The organism is Fibrobacter sp. HC4 (assembly GCF_023373925.1).
GTDB lineage: Bacteria > Fibrobacterota > Fibrobacteria > Fibrobacterales > Fibrobacteraceae > Fibrobacter.
Genome location: NZ_JALCZV010000005.1, coordinates 186,651 through 210,476, shown reverse-complemented (window position 1 = coordinate 210,476; position 23,826 = coordinate 186,651). Strand labels below are relative to the sequence as shown.

Annotated in this window: 13 protein-coding genes; 5 read left to right on the top strand and 8 right to left on the bottom strand. The window is 51.9% G+C overall.

All coding sequences use genetic code 11. The features are described from left to right. The first annotated feature begins 228 nt into the window (after positions 1-228). From ispF to MMG03_RS05110, 4 genes are all read left to right on the top strand, one after another. A complete protein-coding gene (gene ispF / locus MMG03_RS05125) occupies positions 229-714 on the top strand; it encodes a 2-C-methyl-D-erythritol 2,4-cyclodiphosphate synthase (protein ID WP_073157352.1) in 486 nt (161 codons plus the stop codon). A 167-nt stretch (positions 715-881) separates the two neighbouring features. Then, a complete protein-coding gene (locus MMG03_RS05120; RefSeq protein WP_249505787.1) occupies positions 882-2,600 on the top strand; it encodes a Na/Pi cotransporter family protein in 1,719 nt (572 codons plus the stop codon). A gap of 132 nt (positions 2,601-2,732) precedes the next feature. Further along, entirely contained in the window at positions 2,733-5,096 is a 2,364-nt protein-coding gene (locus MMG03_RS05115; protein WP_073235465.1) for an ATP-binding protein, read from the top strand. Positions 5,097-5,148: 52 nt separating this feature from the next. Next, positions 5,149-8,892: an SNF2-related protein gene (locus MMG03_RS05110; protein ID WP_083539642.1), complete on the top strand. Its 3,744-nt coding sequence runs from the start codon at positions 5,149-5,151 to the stop codon at positions 8,890-8,892. A gap of 157 nt (positions 8,893-9,049) precedes the next feature. Here MMG03_RS05110 and MMG03_RS05105 read toward each other — a convergent pair whose 3' ends face one another. Together MMG03_RS05105 and MMG03_RS05100 are read right to left on the bottom strand one after the other, a co-directional pair. Further along, positions 9,050-11,125 carry a glycoside hydrolase family 5 protein gene (locus tag MMG03_RS05105; protein WP_073235469.1) on the bottom strand — a complete coding sequence of 692 codons (2,076 nt, stop codon included), beginning with the start codon at positions 11,123-11,125 and terminating at the stop codon, positions 9,050-9,052. 202 nt (positions 11,126-11,327) lie between these two features. Beyond that, on the bottom strand, positions 11,328-13,460 hold the full coding sequence (locus MMG03_RS05100; protein WP_249505786.1) for a glycoside hydrolase family 5 protein: 2,133 nt from the start codon (positions 13,458-13,460) through the stop codon (positions 11,328-11,330). Between the two features lie 396 nt (positions 13,461-13,856). Between MMG03_RS05100 and MMG03_RS05095 the strand changes: the two genes are divergently transcribed. Next, positions 13,857-14,420, top strand: coding sequence for an N-acetyltransferase (locus tag MMG03_RS05095; protein ID WP_073283954.1), 564 nt, complete (start codon positions 13,857-13,859; stop codon positions 14,418-14,420). Positions 14,421-14,499: 79 nt separating this feature from the next. Here MMG03_RS05095 and MMG03_RS05090 read toward each other — a convergent pair whose 3' ends face one another. The 6 genes from MMG03_RS05090 to MMG03_RS05065 form a co-directional block, all read right to left on the bottom strand. Beyond that, a complete protein-coding gene (locus tag MMG03_RS05090) occupies positions 14,500-15,945 on the bottom strand; it encodes a glycoside hydrolase family 5 protein (protein WP_249505785.1) in 1,446 nt (481 codons plus the stop codon). 124 nt (positions 15,946-16,069) lie between these two features. After that, positions 16,070-16,666 carry a hypothetical protein gene (locus MMG03_RS05085; protein ID WP_249505784.1) on the bottom strand — a complete coding sequence of 199 codons (597 nt, stop codon included), beginning with the start codon at positions 16,664-16,666 and terminating at the stop codon, positions 16,070-16,072. Positions 16,667-16,784: 118 nt separating this feature from the next. Next, on the bottom strand, positions 16,785-19,622 hold the full coding sequence (gene polA / locus MMG03_RS05080; protein WP_073283946.1) for a DNA polymerase I: 2,838 nt from the start codon (positions 19,620-19,622) through the stop codon (positions 16,785-16,787). Positions 19,623-19,641: 19 nt separating this feature from the next. Beyond that, positions 19,642-21,249, bottom strand: coding sequence for an NAD(P)H-hydrate dehydratase (locus MMG03_RS05075; protein WP_249505783.1), 1,608 nt, complete (start codon positions 21,247-21,249; stop codon positions 19,642-19,644). An 18-nt stretch (positions 21,250-21,267) separates the two neighbouring features. Next, positions 21,268-21,975: an outer membrane beta-barrel protein gene (locus MMG03_RS05070; RefSeq protein ID WP_083538158.1), complete on the bottom strand. Its 708-nt coding sequence runs from the start codon at positions 21,973-21,975 to the stop codon at positions 21,268-21,270. Between the two features lie 30 nt (positions 21,976-22,005). Further along, positions 22,006-23,826, bottom strand: coding sequence for a hypothetical protein (locus MMG03_RS05065; RefSeq protein WP_249505782.1), 1,821 nt, complete (start codon positions 23,824-23,826; stop codon positions 22,006-22,008).

Below are 23,826 nucleotides of genomic sequence, written 5' to 3'. Positions count from 1 at the left end.
CTTTTGCGTCTCGCGGTTCTTTCTGTAACAATGCACTTCGTCTCTTCTGGGATGTAGCCAGGATTGTGGTTATGGCTTCCAGTCGCTTAATGATGAAGGTGAGTCTTTGGACTAATTAACAGACTTAAATATCGTCGTTCTACAAACATTCAAAATCTCCCCGGCTTGCTGAAAAACGCAACCCGGGGATTTTTTATATTTCCTGCCGTAAATAAAAAAGGATTCATTATGGATAAGATTTATCGTTCTGGTATTGGTTTTGACGTTCACAAGTTGGTGGAAGGCCGCAAGTGCATTATCGGCGGCGTAGACATTCCCTACGAAAAGGGTTTGCTGGGTCATAGCGATGCCGACGTGCTGCTCCACGCCATTAGCGATGCCTTGCTGGGTGCTGCTGGCCTGGGCGATATCGGAACCTATTTCCCGGACACCGACCCTGCCTTCAAGGGTGCCGACAGTCTGGAGCTCTTGCGCAAGGTGGGTGAGGAAGTGGCGAAGGCTGGCTACGACATCATCAATATCGACGCCATTGTCATGTGCGAACGCCCCAAGGTGAACCCCCACAAGGACCAGATGAAGGCGAACATCGCCCGTGTGCTGAACCTGGATGTAAAGCAGATCGGCATCAAGGGCACCACCACCGAAAAGTTGGGCTTTACGGGCCGCGGTGAAGGCATTGCCAGCCAGGCTGTTGCCATGGTCCGTTCCAAATAAGCACATGTTTTTCTATATTTAGCCGCACTTGATACAAACAGAAAACTACGCCGTGAGCCCGGACTAGCAGAACTACTGTGAAAGCGCTCTTGCGAATGCGAATCCGCTTGTACGATCCGATAACGGCGCAAAACTCGGCCCTGTGGATGGGCTAGATAGGAAAATATATGCCCGCTGTGGACATGAAACTCGCTGTGCTCACCCTCCTTGGGTGTCTTGCACTTTTGATGTTCGGTATGAAGACCATGTCTGAAGGTCTTCAGAAACTCACTGGAAACACCCTGCGTACCATGCTGGGTACCATGACTAAACACCGCGTAATGGGTGTGGCCACCGGTACCGCAGTCACTGCCACCATCCAGTCTTCTACCGCTACTACCGTGCTCACCGTGAGCTTCGTTAATGCTGGTCTGCTTACTTTGAAGCAGGCCATTTCTATTATCATGGGCGCCAACATCGGTACCACCATCTCTGGTTGGATCATGGTGCTGGGGTTCAAGTTCGATATGCTCTACCTGGTGTACCCCTGCTTTGTACTGGGCATCATTCTGGGCTACTCCAAGAAGAACGGAACCAAGAGCTTTAGTGAATTCCTGTTCGGCTTGGCCTTCATGCTGTTCGCCATTACCACCCTGCGAACCACGGGTGCCTCTATGCACCTGGGCGACATCCCGGCGGTGCAGAACTTTGTGCAGTCCTGCGGCCAGTGGGGCTTTGCCAGCACCTTGCTGTTCTTGCTGATCGGTAGCATTATGACCATGTGTGTGCAGTCTTCTGCCGCAGTCATGGCCATCACCTTGATCCTCTGCTCCAGCGGCGCTCTCGAAATTTACCAGGGTATCGCTCTGGTGATGGGCGAGAACATCGGTACCACCGTCACTTCTAACGTGGTTGCCCTCAGTGCTTCGACCCAGGCTCGCCGTGCGGCCCTTGCCCATATGCTGTTTAACTTGTTCGGTGTGGTGTGGGTGCTCTGCGTGTTCCATCCCTTCATCAACTTGGTTTGCAGCCTGGTGGGTTTCGATCCTTCTATCAAGCCTTCTACTCCCGAAGAAGTCAAGGCCGCCCAGGATGGCGTTACCTTTGCGGTGGCAGGCTTCCATACCATGTTTAACGTGTGCAACGTGCTGATCCTGATCTGGTTCATCCAGCCTATGGAAAAGCTCATCTGCAAGATTATCAAGGACAAGGCCGACGACGACGAATTCCGTCTGAAGTTCATTACCGGCGGTATCCTCAGCACCGCAGAACTTTCTCTGTTCGAAGCCCGCAAGGAAATCGTGCTGTTCGCCCAGCGCTGCAAGAAGATGTTCAATATGGTGCCCGACCTTCTGACTACCAAGGACGAAAACGAGTTTACCAAGATCTTCAGCCGCATCGAAAAGTATGAAGGCATCAGTGACAGCATGGAAGTGGAAATCGCCAAGTACCTGAACCAGGTCAGCGAAGGCCGACTCTCCCTTGAAAGTAAGAGCAACATCCGCTCCATGCTCCGTGAAATTTCTGAAATGGAAAGTATCGGCGACGCCTGCTACAACATGGCCCGCGCCATCAACCACAAGTTCCGTAGCAAGGACGACTTTACCGAAGATCAGTACAAGCACATCAACCACATGATTGAACTGTGCAATGTGGCTCTGGACTATATGATCGAGGTGGAAGAGGGCAAGCCCGGTGCCGACTATAACCGTTCACGCAATGTGGAAAATGAAATCAACAATTACCGCAAGAGCCTGAAGGAACGCAACGTGGTGGACATCAACGACAAGAAGTATGATTACCAGATGTCGGTGCACTACATGGATGTGGTGAATGCCTGTGAACACCTGGGCGACTACGTGATCAACGTGGTAGAAGCCCACGTGAACAAGAAGCAGACTTCCTAATTCAATCTTCTAGACGAAAATAGGCCCTGTTTGCGGTCTAGATTGAAGAGTCCCCTCCGGGGGACTTTTTTTTTGTTTATATTTCGTGATGTAAGATTTTTGTAATTTGCCGCATTTTTATAGAGGTGAGAAATGGCTGACAGTTCCGAGATTCTTGAGCAGGTTTTTGAGCATTCGAACCAGATTATTATCGTGTGCGATTATGTGACTCACGAGATTCTGTATGCGAACCCTGTTGCACGAAGCCTGGCCTTTATTCCCGGAGCCTCTGTGTCGGGGGCGGTCTGCCATAAGTATCTGGTGGGTCTGGATAACCCCTGCCCGTTCTGTCTGCTGGAAAAGATGGATGGCGAAAAGATCAAGGAAGACGAACTTGAAGTGGGCAAGCGCGTGCTGTCGCAGAAGTTCGTGGTTTCGGAATGGAAGGGACGCAAGGTCTTTATCGAGTACGCCTGGGACATTACCAACATCCGCCGTACCGAGAAGCTTTATGAAAGCCAGGTGAGCCTGCTGTTCGCTTCCATTCCCGATGCGTTTGGAATTTTCCACCTGGATGTAACCGATAACGTGGTGCTTGGCCTGAACGGGAAGTCCCGCTCTGTAGAAAGCTTTAGGAACTGCCGTTCCGTAGACCAGTTGATTGCTTACATGGGACGTTTTATTCCCGATGAGGCGTCACAGATCCGCTTTGTGCAGAACTATTCTTGCGAAAAACTGCAGAAGTTCTTTGTAGACGGTAATATTTCCTTTGACCAGGAATACAACATTATTGTGGACGAGGTCTTGTCGCCTTGCCGTATTCATGTCCGTTTGCTGATGAATCCCAGAAATTCACACCTGGAATGCATCCTGTATGGCCTGGATATTACCCAGGAAAAGAAGGAAAAGGAACGCATGACCATGTTGCTGGATGAAGATAAATTCCGCAAGAAGGTTTTTGCCGCCCTGGAACGGGCTTACTTCTGTGTTTACTATGTGGATTTAACGTCGGGCAAGTTCCGCGAACTGGGACACACCGATGTGGATGCCATCAAGAGCTTCATCGGTCAGGAAGGGGATGCCCGTGAAAAGTTCAAGGTCATGAGCGAACAGATGGTGGAGCCCGGCTACGAACAGGTTATTACCGACTTTACCAACCTGGATACCTTGCCTTTGCGCATGGGTGGCCGCGAGTCCATTAGTGTCCGCTTCAAGGGTACATACATTGGCTGGGGTGAAGGTCAGTTCATTGCCATGGAACGTGATGACAATGGCCGCTGTATCAGTGTGCTGTGGGTGATCCGCTCTGTAAGCGACGAGGTGGCCCGTGAAGAAGTTTACAAGGCTCAGCTGAAGGCCGCAGCCCAGAAGGCGGAACGTGCCAGCGCCGCCAAGTCCAGCTTCTTGACCCGCATGTCCCATGATATCCGCACTCCCCTGAACGGAATCCTTGGTTTGCTGGAACTGGACGAGATGAAGAAAATCGAGGGCGAGGCCCGCGACGAGTTCCGCAAGAAATCCCGCACGGCGGCCAACCACTTGCTCTCCTTGCTGAACGACGTTCTGGAAATGAGCAAGCTGGAAGATGCAGACACGGTTCTGGCCGAGGAACCCTTCCACCTTTATGACTTGCTGTCGGATGTCTACACCATTGCCGGTTTGCGTGCTGTCGAAAATAACGTGACCCTGGATCATGACTGCGGCGTAAGCCTGAAGCATAGGGATCTTATTGGAAGCCCGCTGTATGTCCGTCAGATTTTTCTGAACTTGCTGACCAATGCCATCAAGTACAACAGGCACGGCGGCTCCGTGTTCTGCCATTCCGAGATGATTAGCGAAACGGAAGACCAGGTGGTGTACTGCTTCCACGTGGATGATACGGGCATTGGCATGAGCAGCGATTTTGTTCAGCATATCTTTGAACCGTTCGCCCAGGAGCACTCCGACGCCCGCAGCACCTACCAGGGATCCGGCATGGGCATGGCTATTGTAAAGCGCCTGGTAGACAAGATGAACGGCCATATCGAAGTCCATAGCGAAGAGGGCATGGGTACGCGCTTTGCCGTGACGGTCCCCTTCAAGATCAACCACAATCCCCTGGCTAGGGAAGAGGTTTCTACCGAGAATGTGTCGGTGGAAGGCATGCGTGTGCTGCTGGTGGAAGACAACGCCCTGAATATGGAAATCGCACAGAACTTCCTGGAAGACATGGGCCTGGTGGTGACTTGCGCTAACAATGGCGAAGAGGCGGTAAAGGTTTTCGAACGTACCCCTGAAGGTAGCCTGGATTTGATTCTGATGGACCTGATGATGCCTGTGATGAACGGCTATGACGCCACCAGGAGGATCCGCCTGTCTGAAAAGAAGGATGGCAACCTGATCCCCATTATTGCCCTGTCTGCTAACGCCTTTGCAGAAGACGCCCAGAAGTGCAAGGAAGTGGGCATGAACGGCCACCTGGCAAAGCCTATTAACGTAGCACAGCTGAAGCAGACCTTGGCTAAATTCAGAAAGTAGAGCGCGAAGAGCTGCACAAAAGTGCCGTAATTTTATTACATTTGCGCTCGTTATGGAATATGGAGTTTATGGAGGGACGTGGTGGAGCAAGAAGTGGCTCGACACCTTGCTTGCCGGCGTATCGTCCCATGATGTAGAGGTTGCCCTTAAATATGTGGCGAGGGGTCAAGTCACGTCGCTAGACGTGATGGATAATCGTGTGCGTTCCGAGGTGAAGGGCCCCAATGGGGGCTCCCACGACAACTACATCGTATTTCCCAAGTTCCCCAAGGAACAGGCCGATATTTTCGTAGGGCTCTTGAAGCAGCAGCCTGCAGACCTGGTGGCCATATCCCACGATTCCATCAACCCTTCCATCGAGATCCTGCTTGAAAAAAGTGGACTCACTCTTTTTGACGCGGCCAGCCGGGTGAACATGAACTGCGATTGCAGGGATGCTCTGCCCTGCAAGTACGTGATTTCCACCTTTCTGAAAATGGCAGAAAAGATTGCCGCCGACCCGCTGGTGCTGTTCAAGATTCACGGTCTGGACCTGACGTTCCTGAAGGATTACAAGCCCGAGAATGTGGAAACGGATGTGCCCATGGAGCGGGCGCTGGTCCATGTGTTTCCCGGATTCCGCGAAGAGACGCCCCGCGTTCCCATGTTCCGTTTTGAGGACTGGCGGGACTATTCCCATGTGCTGCCGGCCATGCTCACCAACTTCCCGGATTTCTGCCCCGGCGGAAACTTCAAGAAGAGCTTTGTCGACGAACTGGAACGGTGCCGCAGCTTTTACAATCATTTCGAAACCTTCGAACAGTTCGCCCAGGACTTCGGCATTTATCACGCCCGCACCTTCCTTATGGAAAAGGAACGGCTGCAGGTTATCCATGCCAAGGGTTGGTCCTGGACTTTTGACCAGCTGGTAGAAGACCGCGTGGTGGCCTCTGGCCTTGCGGTAGAGAACATCATGGGGGCTCTGTGCCGCCTGAACCAGAGTTGCGTGTGGCATAACCATGTGACGGTGCGCTACCTGCACCAGCTTTTGACGGTGGCCTATTACCTTGTCCGTTGCGGTGCCATTTACCCCCAGGTGTTCTGGGTCAACAGCTTTACGGCACAAGTCCGCTGGCTCCCTGCCGAAATGCTCCCCGACGTCTTGAATGTGGTCATGGAACTGGAAAAGTTCGTGCCCGACGATTTCGCCTTTGACGAGAAGATGGTGGCCAAGGAAGGGGCTGAAGACGATTCCGGGAACCCGCCTGAAAAGGTGCCGGTGCGCAAGGAGTTGGCCCAGGCTGCCGAACATATCCTTTCCATTTTTATCGGTCGACTTTTGCGGTTTTCCCGCACGGCCCAGAGCAGCAAGAAAAGCGTTCACGACAACTTGCTGGGATTTTTCTTCGACTGCAAATCCGGGCGCCTGGCTGCCGGCGGCCTGAAGATCCCCTCAAAAATCCAGAAGTGGTTCTCGGTTTACAACTCCCTGGATTTCAACAATCAGATTGTGTTTGTCTGCGGTGAAGTGGGCAAGGCTGTTGGCCTGGAAGTGTTTGTGGAAGAGGATGGCGAGACCAAGGTGCGCTCGCCCCTGGCAAACCTTTTTGCCGCTAACGACCCGAGGCTTCTGGCGTTGATGAATGTGCTGAACTGCGTGGCCGAAACCTTTAAGCCTATGAAGGTTTATTTGGAAAATCGCGGGTCGGAAACGCTGATTTTGGAAGGTGCCGAATTAAAGGAATTCGTTACCTATGGAATCAAGAAGTTTGAAGTATTCGGCATCAAGACAGAACTGCCCAAGTCGCTGTTGAATATTGCCAAGCCCAAGGCCCAGATGAGGCTTAAGGGTAGCCTTGGCATTGGCGCCTTTAAGGCCAGCGACCTGTTGGACTTTGACTGGGAAGTGGCCCTTGGCGACGAGACTGTTTCTGCCCAGGAATTTTTGAAGCTGGCGAAGAACGCCGGCGGTCTTCTGAAGATGAAGTCCCAGTATGTGGAATACAGCGAAGACGACTTGAAGCTACTGGAACAGCGACTGCAAGACAAGAAGGCTTCTGGAAAGGCTGGTGCCGCTGGGGTGGATACGTCGGGTGAGGGCACAGCAGAAGGCTCGGAAAACGGCTCGTCTGAGGATTCGGAAGAAGAATCTTCACAGACCATATTCTCTACGGCACGTCTGCTGCAGGCTGCCTTGACGGGCCGCTGCGACGAAGTTCCCATTACCATGACCGACGGGTTGAAGGCCCAGCTGGATGAATGGCGTGCGGATACTTCCCTTACGTTACCCGAAGGTCTGAATGCCACATTGCGACCCTACCAGGAAAGAGGCTATGCCTGGATGCATAAGAATCTTGAAATGGGCTTTGGCTGTATCCTGGCCGACGACATGGGTCTTGGTAAGACCCTCCAGGTGATTACCTTCTTGCTGAAGATCAAGCAGGAAGGCAAGATTACACCCCGGGGGTGGTTTGATGAACAGGGTATCCCTGGCCCCGGCTCCGTGCTGGTGGTTGTGCCTGCAGGCCTTTTGTGCAACTGGAAAATGGAAGTGGCCCGCTTTGCGCCGGAGCTTTCCGTTTATACTTATCACGGCCCGGGACGCAAACTGGACAAGTTCCAGCACCATATTTTGCTGACCACTTATTCCACTTACCGCCTGGATCACAAGAAGTTGCGTGACATGCGCTGGCAGGTGGTGATTATTGACGAAGCCCAGAATATCAAGAATGCCGACAGTGAACAGAGCCGTCTGTTGCGAGCCCAGCAGGCTCCCATGAAAATTGCCATGAGCGGTACGCCTGTGGAGAACCGTCTGCTGGAATTCTGGACCATCATGGACTTCTGTAACCGCGGCTTTTTGCCGGGTCAGGCCGAGTTCCGCGACAAGTACGAGACTCCTATTCAGAAGTTCAATAACCAGGCGGTGGCCGAACGGTTCAAGAATATTACCGCCCCCTTTATGCTTCGCCGCATGAAGACTGACAAGACCATCATTAGCGACCTGCCCGATAAGATCCAGCAGGACGAATACGCCGAACTGACCAAGAGCCAGGCGGCTCTCTACAAGCATACCCTGGACGATTTTATGGCCCAGTTGGCGGCTATGAATGGGGAATCCGTCATTTCTATGGACGATTCCACGGCGGATGTCCTGGAAATGGCCGAAGTGCCGGCGGGTGGCAGCCTGTTCAAGCGCAAGGGTCTGATTCTTCAGATGATTATGGCCTTAAAGCAGATTTGCAACCATCCCAGAACATTCCTGAAGGTGGGGGAGGGCAAGGTGGAAGATTCCGGAAAGCTCCGTATGCTTTTGGACCTGCTGGCCTCTATCCAGGAACAGGGCGAAAAGACTTTAATCTTTACCCAGTTCCGCGAAATGGGCGACCTGCTCCAGGAAGTGATTCAGCGAGAAATGGGGCTGCAGGTGGATTTCTATCACGGCGGCTGTTCCCAGACCCAGCGTAATGCCATGGTGAAGAACTTCCAGGAAAATCCTGATTCCAAGGTGCTGATTCTTTCTCTGAAGGCGGCGGGAACGGGCTTGAACCTGACGGCGGCTTCCCAGGTGATCCATTATGACTTGTGGTGGAACCCGGCTATCGAAGCCCAGGCCACGGACCGTGCCTTTAGAATCGGGCAGACCCGCAATGTGCAGGTCCACCGCTTTATTACCAAGGGTACTTTCGAAGAAAAGATCAACGCCCTGCTGGAATCCAAGAAGGCTATTGCCCAGATGACGGTGAACGCCGGCGAAACCTGGCTTGCCGACATGGACGACAAACAGCTAGACGAAATCTTCAGACTGGACGGATAAAAAAACGGCCGCACGTCTGCGACCGTCTTCCCAAACCAAGGGACCAAATTTTTGGCGACAATCTCCGGGTCGGCTATGTCGCCACTTTACCGACCCGCCTTGCGGAACACACTCCTGAGTCGCGCAAGGATTTTGAGTTTTTTAGAAGCGTTACCGCTTACTTCAGGGTTACCTTCTGAACATACTTCACGTTATCCTGCTTGATGACCAGGAGAGCGGAGCCGCGGTAATCAGTCTTCAGCTGAACGGTGCTGAGGCCCTGCATGGCGGTGTAGTTCTTGGAGGCGATTTCCTGACCAAGGCTGTTGAGCAACTTGACGGAAGCCTGGCTGCTTCTGTGGGCGTTGAAGGTGGCGGTAACGAGACCGTTCTGGGCGGTGACCATCACCTTGTTGTTGGTAGCGGCGATGCTCTTGATGGCGGCAGTAGTAGATGTACCCCAGTCGCCGGTTGCGTTTGCTGCAATGAGAGAACCGCTTGCGATACCATCGAAGGTGCCAGATTTCTTGTCGAAGTTGTTCAGGGTGTCAACAGTACCGTCGGCCTTCCACAGGAGCATATTGTCCAGGTACATGTCGCCGGTGAACTGGGTGCCGTAAATGTTGATGCCGATAGCCTTCATGCCCTTGGCGTCGACGATAGCCATCTGGTTGGCGCTTTCACCAAATTCAACCTTGTAGTTCTTCAGACCCAGTGCAGCGAGGGAATCCACGTTGCCCAGGCTGACTTCCTTCCACTTCCAGTTGCCGGACATGTTGAACAGGGAAACGCTTGCCCAACCGTATTCGCCGCAACCGTCGCGAGTCTGATCCAGGCAGGGGCCTGCAACAGTACCGGCGACACGCATGTCGAAGGAAATGGCCACATAGTCGCTCCAGTTTGCACCGCTCAGGTCGATACGGAAGGTACCTGCTTCGCTGGTGTCAGACTGTACGGTCTTGTAAGAAATGTGAACAGCCTTGTCGCCTTCCACAACCTGGGAGGAACTGGGAGTAGAGGCGCCGCTGATGGCGGGGAGACCATAAACTTCGCGGATGGCGTTGATGGCGCCTGCGTCAAGCAGCTTGCCCATGGGAGCGGACTGACGACGGAGATAAGCCATATTGTCGTAAGCTTCGGTGCTTTCGTTACCCATGTCCCAGATAACGGGGATGACGCCGTTCTTCTTGGCGGCCTTGGCCACGTCGCGGTGCCACTGGATACGGCCTTCGATGTGCTTCTGCAGTTCTTCGCCGCTGAGTTCCGGGTAGCGGATGTTGGCGCCGAATTCACCAATCAGGACGGGGATGCCGTAAGCCTGGGCAATCTTCTGGAACTGATTGTCGACGTAGGCGCCGGTGCTGACGGTAGCGTCGACGGAATTTGTCCATGCGTTGTAGCCTGCGTTGCGCTTGGCATCGGCACTCTGGTAATCACCGTAGAAATACTGGGTCAGAATCTTTTCGCCACCAGGTGCGCCCCAGTCCTGTTCGCTGGGCATGATGGTGTACTGGTAGGGGCTATAGTAATGGACTTCGAACATCATGTAGCCTGCCTGCTTGTCGGTGGGGAGCATGTTGGGCTTGATGTGGGTGACAGACTTGTCGATGTCGGTGTTGGTGCCCTGGATAATCAGGGTACGAGTTTCGTTGTTGCCGCCAGTAGCGCGGACAGCGTCAATGAAGGTCTGGTAGTAATGCATCAAGGTCTGAGCATGGGCTGCGTTCCAGTCATTATCACCCAGGTTAGAGCCCGGTTCGTTGGCACCAGCAAAAAGCAGGTGTTCGTCGTAATCCTTAAACTTGTTTGCAATCTGGGTCCAGTAGTTCTTCATCTTGGTGTCGACTGCGGCTTCTACAGTTTCGCCGATGTGAGTCTGGAACCAGCCATCTTCGCCTTCGTGGTGGATGTTCAGTACCACATAGAGGTCGTTCTTGATTGCGAAATCAACGACGGTCTTTACGGAGTCCAGCCAGGTTTCGGTAATGACACCGTTAGGAGCGTGAGAATCCCAAGCGCAGGGAATACGGACGGTAGAGAATCCAACAGCCTTGATGGAATCCAGCAGTTCCTGGGTGGGGAACGGGTTGCCCCAAGCTGTGGGGTTGCTGGGGACTTCCAGGGAGTTACCGATGTTGAAACCGAATCCCATCTTTCCTGCCAGATCGGCGGCCTTGGGAAGTGCTGCGAATGCAGAAGCGCTTGCCAGCAAAGAAGTGGCGCAGGCGAGACCGAATGCATTTTTGAAGTTCATAATTGCTCCTTAGTTTTATTTAAGGACAATTTATATTCCGGATTGGAGCATTAGTTGTTTTTTCGTGCCGCTGTTGAAAAAGCCGGTGTAGAGTTCTCAACATGGGTATCGGAATTTACAACGCATACTTTATAAAGAAACGGCCCCTCCAGGGAGGGGCCGTAATCAAAGGTATGCAGTACTTTTTTGCGAACCTAGTTCATTACTTCAGAATAACCTTCTGCATGAACTTCTGGCTGCCCTGCTTGACCAGCAACATGGCGGCGCCGCGGTAGCCGGTGGTGAGCTGAACCGTGTTGGCCCCTGCATGGGCGGTGAAGTTCTGGGAGGCGATAACCTGACCCAGACCGTTGATCAGCTTGGCGGAAGCTTCACCTGCCTTGGCTGCGGTAAAGGTGGCGTTCACATAACCCTGCTGCACGTTCACGAACATCTTGCTATTGACAGCGGCCACGGCCTTGATGCCTGCAACAAATTCGGGACCGGTGCCGTCTGCGTTGGCGACAATGAGCTGAGCCTTGGCAATGCCATCGGTATCCGGCAAATCAGCGTCGAAGCTCTGGAGGGTATCGCAAGTGCCGTCAGCCTTGATCAAGACGATGTTGTTCAGGTACATGGTGCCCTGGAGCTGGGTGGCGTAAATGTTGATTCCGAATGCGGTCACCTTGGACTTGTCCTTGAACTTGAGACCTTCTGCCTTGTCGCCATCGGCGTCAACCAGCTTGATGGTAACAGTGTTCAGTACGCTCTTGAAATCTTCCATGGCTCCCAGATGGAAGTCGGACCAGCTGCTTGCTGCCGTGCTCATGCCAAAGGCGTCGACACTTGTCCAGGCGTAGCCATTGCAACCCTTGGTCGAATCACCGACGCAACCAATGACGGAAACAGGTTCGGTGCGGAGCTGGAAGGAAATTGCTGTGTACTGGGACCAGTCTACGCCACCGTTGAAGTTGAGGCGGACGGTACCAGTTTCGCTTGCGGTGCTGATCTTGGTGTTGTAGGTAACCCAAAGTGCCTTGTCGCCTTCCTTGACTTCAATCTTTTGTGCGGGGGTGTATTCTTCTGCAGCGGCGAACTGAGTGACCATGGCGTTCATGACCTGCTTGTCAACAACGGAACCCAGATCGGAACCGTAAGCTGCCTGACGGCGGATAATGGTAAAGTTGTTCACGTTGATGGAGCCGTCTTCGATCTTGGCGGAGGTGCCTTCAAAGCCGGTATCCCACACAACGGGAACGAGGCCGTGCTTCTTGGCGGTTGCCACGGTGTAGCCGTACCAGGCGGCGCGAGCCTTCTGGTGCATTTCCAGGTCGGAACCGCTAAGGGTGTAGTGGCCTGCAATACCCATTTCACCGATCACCACAGGGATGCCCTTGTCAGAGAACAGCTTCTGCATCTTGGAGAAGGTCTTTTCGATGTCGCTCTTGGAACCGGTTGCGGAGCCGGAACAAGTATGGGCGGCGTCAGCACCGGTGGTCTGGTCTTCCCAATAGTAGTACACCTTACCCCAGCTTTCGTCGGCGGGCATAAAGGCCAGCTGGTAGGGGTAGTAATGGAATTCGGCCATGGTGTAACCTGCACCGGCCGGATCTTCGGGATACTGGGCGCTGAGCAAGTCGGCCTTGTCGTGTTCAGTACGGGGAACCTGCACGATCACGGTACGGGTTTCGTTGTTGCCGCCAGTTGCACGCACTGCCTTGAGGCAAGCTTCGTGGTAATCCTTAAGGATGTTCATTCGGTCTGCACCAAAACCCAGCTGACCGTTGTCGGTGTAGGCGGCGCCAGAACCGCGGTGGTCGTTAACGCCCGGTTCGTTGGCGGAGGCGAAAATCAGGTGTTCGTCGTAGCTCTTGAAATAGTTGGCGATCTGGGTCCAGAACTTGCCCTGGAGTTCGGCGATGGCCTTGGCGTCGGTAGTGCTGTTCTGTCCGTTGCGGTCGATATGGGCGCCGTCGAAAACGTTGTCTTCCAGCCAACCGTTATCCCAGTGGCTGTTCAGCATCACGTACATGTCGTTGGCGATAGCCAGGTCGATTACGTCCTTGACGGTCTTGAGCCAAGTTTCGTCAATGACGCCGTTTGTAGAATGAGTGTACCATGCGCAGGGAATGCGGATGGTGTTAAATCCGGCTGCCTTGATGCCATCGATAATGGTCTTGTTCGGCACAATGTTGCCCCAGTTGGTAGGATCGTTGGGCACTTCCATCGTGTTGCCGATGTTGTAACCCAAACCCATCTTGGGGTAAATATCAGAAGCCTTGGGGAGGGCGAAAGCGGAAATGCTTGCCATGAGGCCAAAGCCTGCAACCAGGCTCAAAAGTCTAGAGACGTTCATCGTTACTCCTTTTTGCGGGAAAATCCCATTTAACCAACCAAAAACCAAACAACCAAGGCTAAAGTTAAATAGGGGATGGCTGTTTGGGACCATTACTTTGATGTGCGTCAAAATAAGCGGTGCAATATCTTCAACAAATGTATATGAAAGTTTACCTTTCCGGTCGGCTGTAAGCCATAAAATGTGTTCCAAATCAAAAGATGAGGTCTACGTCACACCAGGGGCGCGCTATGTAAAAATGACGAAATTTGCGAAAAATAAGAAATTTGACCTATTTTTCTGCCCATAAATAACATACTTTAGGTTTAACTGGATTGGAAGGGCTAGGATATGGAGTTCCGTTTAGCGAAAAAAGAAGAACTAAAGGAATGTATTAGGGTGTGCTCCGAGGCTTTTATGCCTTACGAGTTCAGCAATATTTACCGCCCCAAGTGCGAAAAACGCTACCGCAGGTTTACCTGGGCCATTCATCGTACGGCGGTGAACATCTATTTCAAGCGAAAAATGCTGTTTGTGGGCGTCGAGGGCGATCGTATCGTCTGTTGTGCCTGCATGGACGCTCCTTGGCACAAGACCATGACTTTGGGGGAATACCTGAAGAACGGGGCGCTCCGGGCGGCATTTTCCGGAGGAATGTTTAACCTGCTGGGTTATGCCAGTATGATGGACCGCCTGGAACGTCATTGCAAAAGCATCAAGGAACCACACTGGCACCTGAGCAATTTCGCCGTGGCGCCTGAATGCCAGCGAATGGGCTACGGATCCCGCATGCTGCAAGAAGGCATTTTCTCTTACATTGCCAAAAATGGTGGCGGCGACCTTTACCTGGTTACCAATTCCCAGAACAATGCCAAATTCTATTCACGGAACCGTTTTAGGGAAATCGTCTACGAGGATTTGCTCCTGAACAAGAAGCATCTTGGAAACTGGACTTTCAGAGCGAAAATTTTGGCGGTTTAAAGCCGACAGAAAACGTCTAACAAAAAAAGAAGCTGGCAATTCGCCAGCTTCTTTTGGTGAGGAAAGAAAACTTGTCGGACTATTTTACGTTAAAGCGGGTGGTTGTACCGCCCTGTTTTGATATGTAGGAGCCGGGACGCAATTTGCCGCGAACCAGGTTTCCGTTCATGTCAAAAATACGGTTGTCGCCTGTAGGTGCCTTGATGTTGGTAATGGGCTTCGTGCGAATCTTGGTTGTATTCTCGCTGGTGAAGTCATCGACGTGGGTGATGCCTGTGTTCACGTAATCTCCCATGCCGTAGACCTTTCGCAAGGCGTTCAGTATCTCGACATCGAAGACCGCTGCGTCAACTGATTGACGCTGAATGATGGTCATGTTATTCTTGCCTTCGTGGCCGGTATCCCAGGCGATGGGAACAACCTTGTTTTCTAGAGCGGCCTTGGCTACGGCGGTGTACCAGCCGATACGTCCCTTACGGTGCCTTGCATAGTCATCACCTTCAAGAATATTCACGCGGTCATTGGCGCCGTATTCCCCGATAATTACGGGGATTCCCTTGTCCACGTAGTTTTCCTTCATCTTCTTGAAGGCCTTCATGGCATCGTCGGCGCTGCAGGGGGTTCCCATAGCGCCACCCCAGGGGTTGTAACCGCAGTTATGAACGATGTCTGCGCCGGTGGCGTAATTTTCTTCGCCCCAGTAATATTGCGGTTCCACAATGGCGCCCCAGTCTACTGGCTCGCCTACAATGGTGTACGGTGACGGATCATAGTAATGCACTTCGAACATAAGTCGACCATCGATTACATCCTTAGGCATCTTGTTTGCCGGGTAGACTTCTACGGAACGGTCGATGCTAGTGGAAGGTCCTTGAATAATCAAGGTACGGCTTGCGTTATTTCCACCTGTTGCACGAACTGCATTTACGAACGTCTGATGGTAATCCATCAGGATTTCTGTTTCATGTTGGTAGTTGCCGTCGGTCGTAGCGGGCTCGTTCGCGCTGGCAAAAAGCAGATTTTCGTTATAATTCCTAAAGCGGGTGGCGATCTGTGTCCAGAAATCTTTCTGACGTTCGTTAACCTTTTCTTTATCGGCGTCGTTCAGTTTTTCTTCTAACCAGCCGCTATCCCAATGGATGTTCAAGATGGTCACGAGGCCTGCACGCATGCAGTAATCGACAACGGTCTGTACGGAATCCATCCAGCTAGAAGCAATTTCATTGGCGCTGCCTCCGGGGACAATATCTGTTGTGCTGGAGTCGCGACTCATGGCGTTGGAATGGCTATACCAGGCGCAAGGAATGCGGATGGTGTTGAAGCCGGCGGCTTTTACTGTGTCGATATAAGCTTCTGTAGGGAACTTGTTTCCCCACCAGGTGGGATTTACCGTCACTTCCATGGTGTTTCCGATGTTGATGCCCAAACCCATTTTTTCAAAGATTTGCTGGGCGGTAGGAAACGGTTCTGCCTGGGCAAAACTAAACGCAGCTACAAGAGCTGCTCCCAATACACTCTTTTTCATAATCAACCCCTTTTTTTTAACAACAAATACCAAGCTATATAAATAAAGGGTGGAACGTACGAAAGAAAACGTCTACCCTTTTTATAAAAGTTGAAATTTACTCAACGGGATAAGTCTATGATGCTTATGGATTGCAGTCGAGGCAAGTCCATTCCACAACGCCGGAACCTTGCCCTCCGAAACGGGCCTTCGTGTTGACCTCGATATCGATGAGGAATCCGAGAGCGCCTGCATTCCTGGTACAGCAACCGTCGCAGTCTGCGTCAGAGCACATATCGTACACTACGGCGTCAATTTCGTGTCCGCCTTTACGTAATCGGAATGTCTTTAACTTGTATGTATTCCAGTCCTTTTCGTGAACGGCAATGATGTTGTTTTCGGCCACCCATTCTGGGGTCTGTTGTTCATCTAGACCTGCAAACCAACCTGCCCATTCGCAACCATTATATTCAATGCACTCTTCGCTGCCTTCATCAGGGTAGGATTCGTACCAGGTCAAGTTGGCGCGATTCCACTGAATTTCGTTTGCGGAGGATTCTGGTTCGGCGGGCGTATTGTCGCTGGAGGATTCGGGGACAGAGACTGCCCCGCTGGAGGCTTCGGGGGCGGGAACTTCAACGCTTGAAGAAGACGGTTCGGGAATCGAGCCCACGTCTGCAGAAGAATCGTCACTGCAGGCGACGAAAAACAAAGCCGTCAAAATTGCCGGGAGCAACTTCATGTTTGCGGACATGTTATCGTGCCAGCAGAACAATGGCGTTGCACAAAACCAGCAGACCGATAATCAATGCGATGGCGGTCTTGTTAGACATTTTCTTTTGAGGTTCCATAAAATCTCCTTAATGTGCGATTAGCCAGTTTTCGCCAAAGCCTACGCTGGCTACCAAGGGAACTTGAAGTTTCATGGCGTTTTCCATTTCGGATTTGACCATGGCGGAAAGTTCGTCGACGCGGTCGCGGGGACATTCGAAAACAAGTTCGTCGTGGACCTGCAGCATCATGCGCAGAGGCAAGGCTTCATCGTTAATGCGCTTCTGGATGCGGATCATGGCAATCTTGATCAGGTCGGCGGCGCTGCCCTGCACGGGAGTGTTTACGGCCATGCGTTCTGCCATCTGGGATTCCATGCGGTCGGAACTGTCGATGCCTGCGATGTAGCGGCGGCGGCCGGTAAGGGTTTCAACGTAGCCGTCGCGGTGGGCGTTTGCCTTTGTGCTTTCGATGAACATCTGAACGCCCTGGAACATGTCGAAGTAACCGGTAATGAAGTCCTTGGCCTGGCCCATGGGAATTTTCAAATCGCGGCTCAGGCGGAAGGCGGTCATACCGTAAAGCACGCCGAAGTTCACCACCTTGGCATCGCGGCGCATATCGCTAGTGACGTTTTCCAGAGGTACGCCATAGATGGCGGCGGCGGTACGGGCGTGAATGTCGATGTTGTTGCGGTAGGAATCGATGAGGGCTTCGTCGCCGCTCAGGTGCGCCAGCATGCGCAATTCAATCTGGGAATAGTCCACTGCAAGAATTACGTTCTCGGGATCCTGGGGAACAAAGGCCGCACGGATCTTTTTGCCCAGTTCGCTACGCACGGGAATGTTCTGCAAGTTGGGATCGCGACTGCTGAGGCGACCTGTTGCAGTACCCCACTGCACAAAGCTGGTGTGGATGCGCCTGGTTTCTGGATTTACCAGAGTGGGCAGCACGCTGATGTAGGTGCTCTGCATTTTCTTCAGTTCGCGGTATTCCAGAATGGCTGCAATAAAGGGACTGGCGGTTTCGTAGAAAAGTTCTTCCAGTACGGCGGCGTCGGTGCTGCGCTTTTTAACCTGGCGCATGCCTAAGGTGTCGAACAGGACTTCTGCCAACTGCTTGGGGCTGCCGATGTTGAATTCGCAGCCAGCCATGTCGCAGATTTCCTTTTCCAGATTTTCGATGCGGCGTTGCAGTTCGTATTCCAGAGTTTTAAGGCTAGGAACGTCAACGGCGATGCCTACGGTTTCCATCTGGTACAGAACCTTGAGCATGGGCATTTCTTGCTGGTAGAAGTACTTTTCGTAATCGTACTTCTGCAGCTGCTTTTGCAGCGGAGCCCACAGGCGCAAGGTGTAAACTGCATCTTCGGCGCCGTATTCGGTGGCCTGGGGAATGGGAGCGCGGTCGAAGGTAATTTGGTTCTTGCCGCGGCCAATGAGATTCTCGATAGGAATCATCTCGTGCTGCAGTCGCTGCATCACCTGGTTATCCAGACCCAGTCCATTTTCGCCGGGGCTTAACATCCAGGCGGCAATGAGAGTGTCTATAATGTTTGCTTTCTCGATCTGCTGTAATGTCAAATCAAAGGCGCGGGCCAGAACGTGCAGGTCGAATTTTGCATTGTGGAACACAAAGGTGTGCTGAACTTCTGCCGATTCATCCTGGCTAAAAATCTCAACGAACCACTGCTTAACGGCGTTGATGTCGAAGTTGGCTCCCTTGGCCACGGGCAGGGGGAACCCGATTTCGTCGTGATGGTTCAGGGGGATGTAATAGCCCTTGGCTTCATCTGCAGACAAGCATAATCCAACCAACCCGCACTGCATGGGGTCCAGGCCGTCTGTTTCCGTGTCTACGCCAATCAGGGGGGCGGCTGCAAACTCGGCCTTCATCTGTTCAAAGATTTCAGTGGAGTCTACGCAGATGTAGGTGGGGAGAATATCCTTGGGCAAATCGAAATCGACGCGGATTACTTCCTTGTTTTCTCCAGTAGTTTCGTCTGCGGCATTGTCGGCGTCTGCCGGCTTCACAAAACCAGTCTTGCTCGGAACTTTTTCCAGCAATCTCAACAGACTGTTGATTTCGTGCTCCTTGAACATGTCGGCCAAGGTGTCTACATGGATGCCGTTATATTCCAGGGCATCCAAATTTCCGTTAAAGGCTCGCTTGGTCTGAAGCGTTACCAGTTCGCGGCTCAGGAATGCCTGTTCCTTGTTGTTGGCCAGATTGTCGTGCAGACCTTTCTTCTTGATGTTGTCGATGTTGGCGTAAATATTATCCATGTCGCCATACTCTTCAAGCAGGGTAATGGCGGTCTTGGGGCCAACCTTGGGAACACCGGGAACGTTATCGCTGGCGTCTCCCATCAAGGCCAGATAGTCGCGGATTTTTTCAGGCGGAAGGCCGTACTTTTCCAGAACCTGTTCCGGACCGAAGTCAATACCGTCAGCGCCTTTTTCCAGATGGAACAAATGAATCTTTTCGTTCACGATCTGGCTCATGTCCTTGTCTTTACTGATAATCAGCACATGGTCAAAACCGGCCTCGGCGGCAGCCACGGCGGTACTTGCCATCACATCGTCCGCTTCGTAACCCGGTTCCGACAAAAGGGGAATGCCGCTTGCCTCCAGAGATTCTCCAAGCAGGGGCATCTGGGCGGCCATTTCTTCGGGCATGGGGCCGCGATTGGCCTTGTAATCCGGGTACAGTTCGTGGCGGAACGTTTTTGTATGAGCCACGTCGCGGGCGATGGCGAAATGGGTGGGTTTGTGCTTTGCAAGAATCCTAAGGACGGCGCCCCAGTAGCCATGCATCATGGACACATCTTCGCCAGCGCTGTTTTTAAGCGGGTTCTGGGAATAGGCATAGAACATGCGGAACGCAAGAGCGTAGGAGTCGAGCAAGAGTAAAGTTTTTTCGGCCATGGTTCGAAAGTAGAATGTTCTAACAGAAAGCTCTGTACAAGTTCTTGATAACGTCGCTGGGGAGCATGGAGAATGGCCCCAGTTCTTCGCGGGTCAGGCGGCCTGCCTTTTGATGAATCAGCACACCGAGAACGGCTGCTTCGCCAGTGGGCATGCCCTGAGAAAGCAGAGAGACGATCACGCCTGTAAGCACGTCGCCGCTACCGCCCTTGGCCAAGCCGGAGTTGCGTGCGGGAATCACATATACGCGACCGTCCGGGAGGGCGACGTAAATGGGGGAACCCTTCAGCACGATAGTCAGCTGGAACTGCATGGCGAAATGACGCAAGTATTCCGGGTAGTAACTTTCGTTGGTCGGCAGAGGTCCGAAGTTGCGTTCCCATTCGCGCTTGTGGGGCGTAATGATGGCGTTGGCGGGGCCGCCTTCCATGCAGAAGTATGCGGAACCGCAGGCGTTAATGGCGTCGGCGTCAATGACCACCGGGGTGCTTAAGCCTGTCAGGAACATACGGACGGCGTCCTGGGTTTCCTGGGTGGTTCCGATGCCTGGGCCGATGGCGATGGCCGTCTGCCTAGAGGCGACACTCTGAAGGTGCATCAGGTGCATTACAGAAAGACAATCGCAACTGTCATCTCCAAGGCCGCAGAATACGGGCTCGCTAAGCTTTGCCTGCAGTGTGCGCAAGTTAGACTTGGGTGTGGCCAAGGTGACAAGGCCTGCGCCACTTCTAAGAGCCGATGCGGTGCAAAGGGCTGCTGCGCCGGGCATATTGGAAGAACCGGCGATAATCATGGCGGTTCCCTGGGCGCGCTTGTCGCCGATTTCGTTGCGTTCCGGCAGAAGGTCGGGAATCATGCTTTCGTTGGCCAGGAATACGCCTGCGTCTACCCTGCGGATCAATTCGTCGGGGTAGGGGAGCTGTGCCAAAAGTGCGGTTCCGAAAGCGGCGGCGCCTGCAGAGGTGTAGGCGTCCAGACGGGGGAGGCCAAACTGCAATGTTTCTGCAGCGCGGATGCAGGGGGCGCACATTATGTGCTGCTGGGAATCATAACCGGTAGGGGCGTCTGCAGCCAATACGGGAATTTTCCAGCTGTTGATGGTGTTTACCGCTTGTGCGAAGGCGGGACGTAATTCTCCGGAGGCCCCGTTACCCAGCATGCAGTCGACTATTAGGGTAAAGTGGGGTGCTAGGGGGAGCTGCTCACAGGAATGAAGTCTGCCTCCTGCCGATATAAAATCATCGCAGGCCATGCGGGCTTCGTCCTTGAAGGCATCGGGCTTTGCAAGAGAATAGACCGTGCAAGGAATGCCGTCTTCGATCAAGAGCTTTGCAAGAACAAGACCGTCGCCGCCATTGTTGCCGCCGCCAATAAAGACCGCAACGCTCTTGTGCATTTTTTTCTTTTTCAGAAAATCCAGCACTGTGTCGCGGAGGGCTTGGGCGGCCTCCTTCATCAAGATGTAACCTGCTCCAATGGGGGTGTTACTGATTCTGGAAGCATCGGCAGACGATGCGAAATCGTTTCGGGTGTTGTAGACCTTTGTGTCGTTATCTAATGCCCTCATGGCGTCGTTAGACACGATGGGGAGGCATTCGCTATACGAAAAATCGGTTAGCAGTTTCATGCTGAAAAAAACAACGGATTAGATGAACCAGAAGTTAACGCCGAGCTTGATGCTCATCATCTTTGCACCAGCCATATCGATGGAAGACGGGTGCTTGATTTCATCCATGTTGCTGAATCCACCGCCGATGTAATCGGCGTCGGGGAACAGTTCGGACATGCCCATGTAGAAACGCAAATCAATGCTAACCTGGTCCATTACGAAAACTCCTCCACCGGCCACAATGCCGAAGCTGAAAGCTCCCTGTTCGAAGTCATCCATTTCTTCCTTGACTTCCTTGTGGGTAATCGGGTCGGTGTGGTATGTGGGGGCGTCTACGTTGCTGGCGAGACGGAGATTCAGCTGGGCACCTGCATTCACGTAGAAACGTTCTGCTACAACGCCGCGGAACATCAGGGGGATTTCCAGATTCATGCTGGAGTAGGTTCTTTCATTTCGGCCTGCGCTGTGGTTTGTGCTGCTGTAATTGAAGTCCACTTCCGGAACGAAGTACAGATTGTTTACCATTTCAACGCGTGCGGTAAGACCCGCTTCAAAACCGAAGCCTGTGGGGTCGTCAGTGAAGTCGTCATCCGGTTCTTCAAAACCGTACATCATGTCGTAATCAAAAGCGACACGAACGCCAACGCCTGCATCATGACCCTTCTTTGCGGGGGATTCCTGGGCGAGGGCTGCAGAGGCGGCGAGGCCTGCGATCAATAACATCTTTGTAAATAAAGTTTTCATTTTGTTCTCTTTTCGTATGGGTTGAAATTATTAAAAGTGATTACGTATAGTGACGTTGGGGTTTATTGTCGTGATTTTGTAAATGGTTGCTTTGGAAGAAGTCTTATGATCGTTTTTCCATACAAGGGCGATTTCGTTTATTTCTTCTAAGAACGTATTGAAACCCGCTGTTTTGAAATTTTGAAATTTCTCAAAAGGTACCATAAGTGGATGAGATGTTTCCCTTTCGGGAATCGCGGCCGATTCCCAATTTTCCATTTCCCACCCAGAGGAGATTAACTTTGAAATTTGTAAAGATAAGGAGTCTTCCGAAGTGTATTCGATACAGAGACCTTTCCATTCTCTCGCATCGATTGTCTTTTCGCTCAAAACATCCGCTACAGGTATGGTAATGTAGTTTTCGGTCGTATCGTTAGAAAAAAATAGGTCGAGTCCGTCCTTGGTGGAATTTTCTGAATGATTTGTACTTGAGATCTGTAATGGGTATCCTTGTAAGGAAGAGTTTGATTTCTTTTTTGCATTATAAATTTCTTTGCCGCCGCAAGTGGCTGGCTTCAAAAGGCTGTCTTCGGGCACGTTGGCGATTGTGGTAATCTTGTTGATTTTGACTGATCCCGTAGAATTGGGATCATCGAGACTGAATGAAATCACGCTTGAGGAATTTATGATGTTATTCCTATAATAGCCGTTGGATTCAGACCATTCGTTCCAATAAAATTGTCTGGACTGTAGTAATCCTTGTGTTGTGTCGTAAATTTTCAATACTTGAGGATGATTGATTTGGTCTTGTTGTTTTTCGGCATCGCGTACAGTAACGGCTAAATCAGCTGTCGCTGAGTATTCTATGCATAGACCGTCCCAGTGTATTATGCTGTATTTATTCAAAAGGGCTGATTTAACTGAATCAAGGTAAAAGAACACTTGATTATTAGAACTATTGATGGTTAGATCTTTTAAGTTAACAACATTATCTGCATCGAAAACTTGTCCCAATTTGTATTTGCCATTTTCGTAAATAGCCGTACCTGTACAGTGTTGCTCCGTGGAGGTGTTTTCCTCCAAACTGACGTTGGCGAGTGTTGTGATTTTAGAGACGGTTATATTTGTTGGGTCTGACTTTTCGTTCTCGAAGGAGAGGAATTTTATCTTGTTTGTTGAAAAATTACCTTTTATAATATTGTTGCTATTCTTGGGGTCTTCCCATGATAAGTTGAATGATTTCTTTTCGCCGTTAGTTATTGGTAGCACTTGTAGTCTGTAGTTGTTTTCAATGCCTAGGTATAGGTTTGCAGGACCATCGGTGGCGTATTCAATGCAGAGGCCTTCCCACGATGTAATGTTCCTTGTTGATGAGGAGTTGTCCGAGGAGGCAATGTCTGTTATTAATGAGTGAAGTTTTGTGCTATAGTAGATTTTTGCGGTTGCTCCGACATCCTTTATGAAACTGACGCTGTCGTCCGCTTCTATCGGATTGCCAAAAACGTTTTTGTTGACGTCTTTATTTGCGTCGTAAATGACTGTGCCCGTACAACCTTCATCGTTTAGGCCAGTCTTCTGCTCGCTGCTGGAAGAGGTGTTTCCATTTGAAGTGCTGGAACCGTTGTTTGCGTTGCTGCTACTTGAACCGGCTGCGTTATCTGTTGCGCTGCTGGTTTCGCTGCCGTTACCGCCCGCGGAATTGACATCACCGTTGTTGCTTGTAGAATCAGTGTCGTCGCCGCTTACCACTTCTGCGAAGTCGTTGCCGTCATTATACTTGTCCTGGAAATTTTCCAGATAGTCGGTGCAGGCCGCGAACGCAAAAAGCGATGCGGCTACGGCAAGGTCCTTTGCTACGCTAAAAAACTTCAT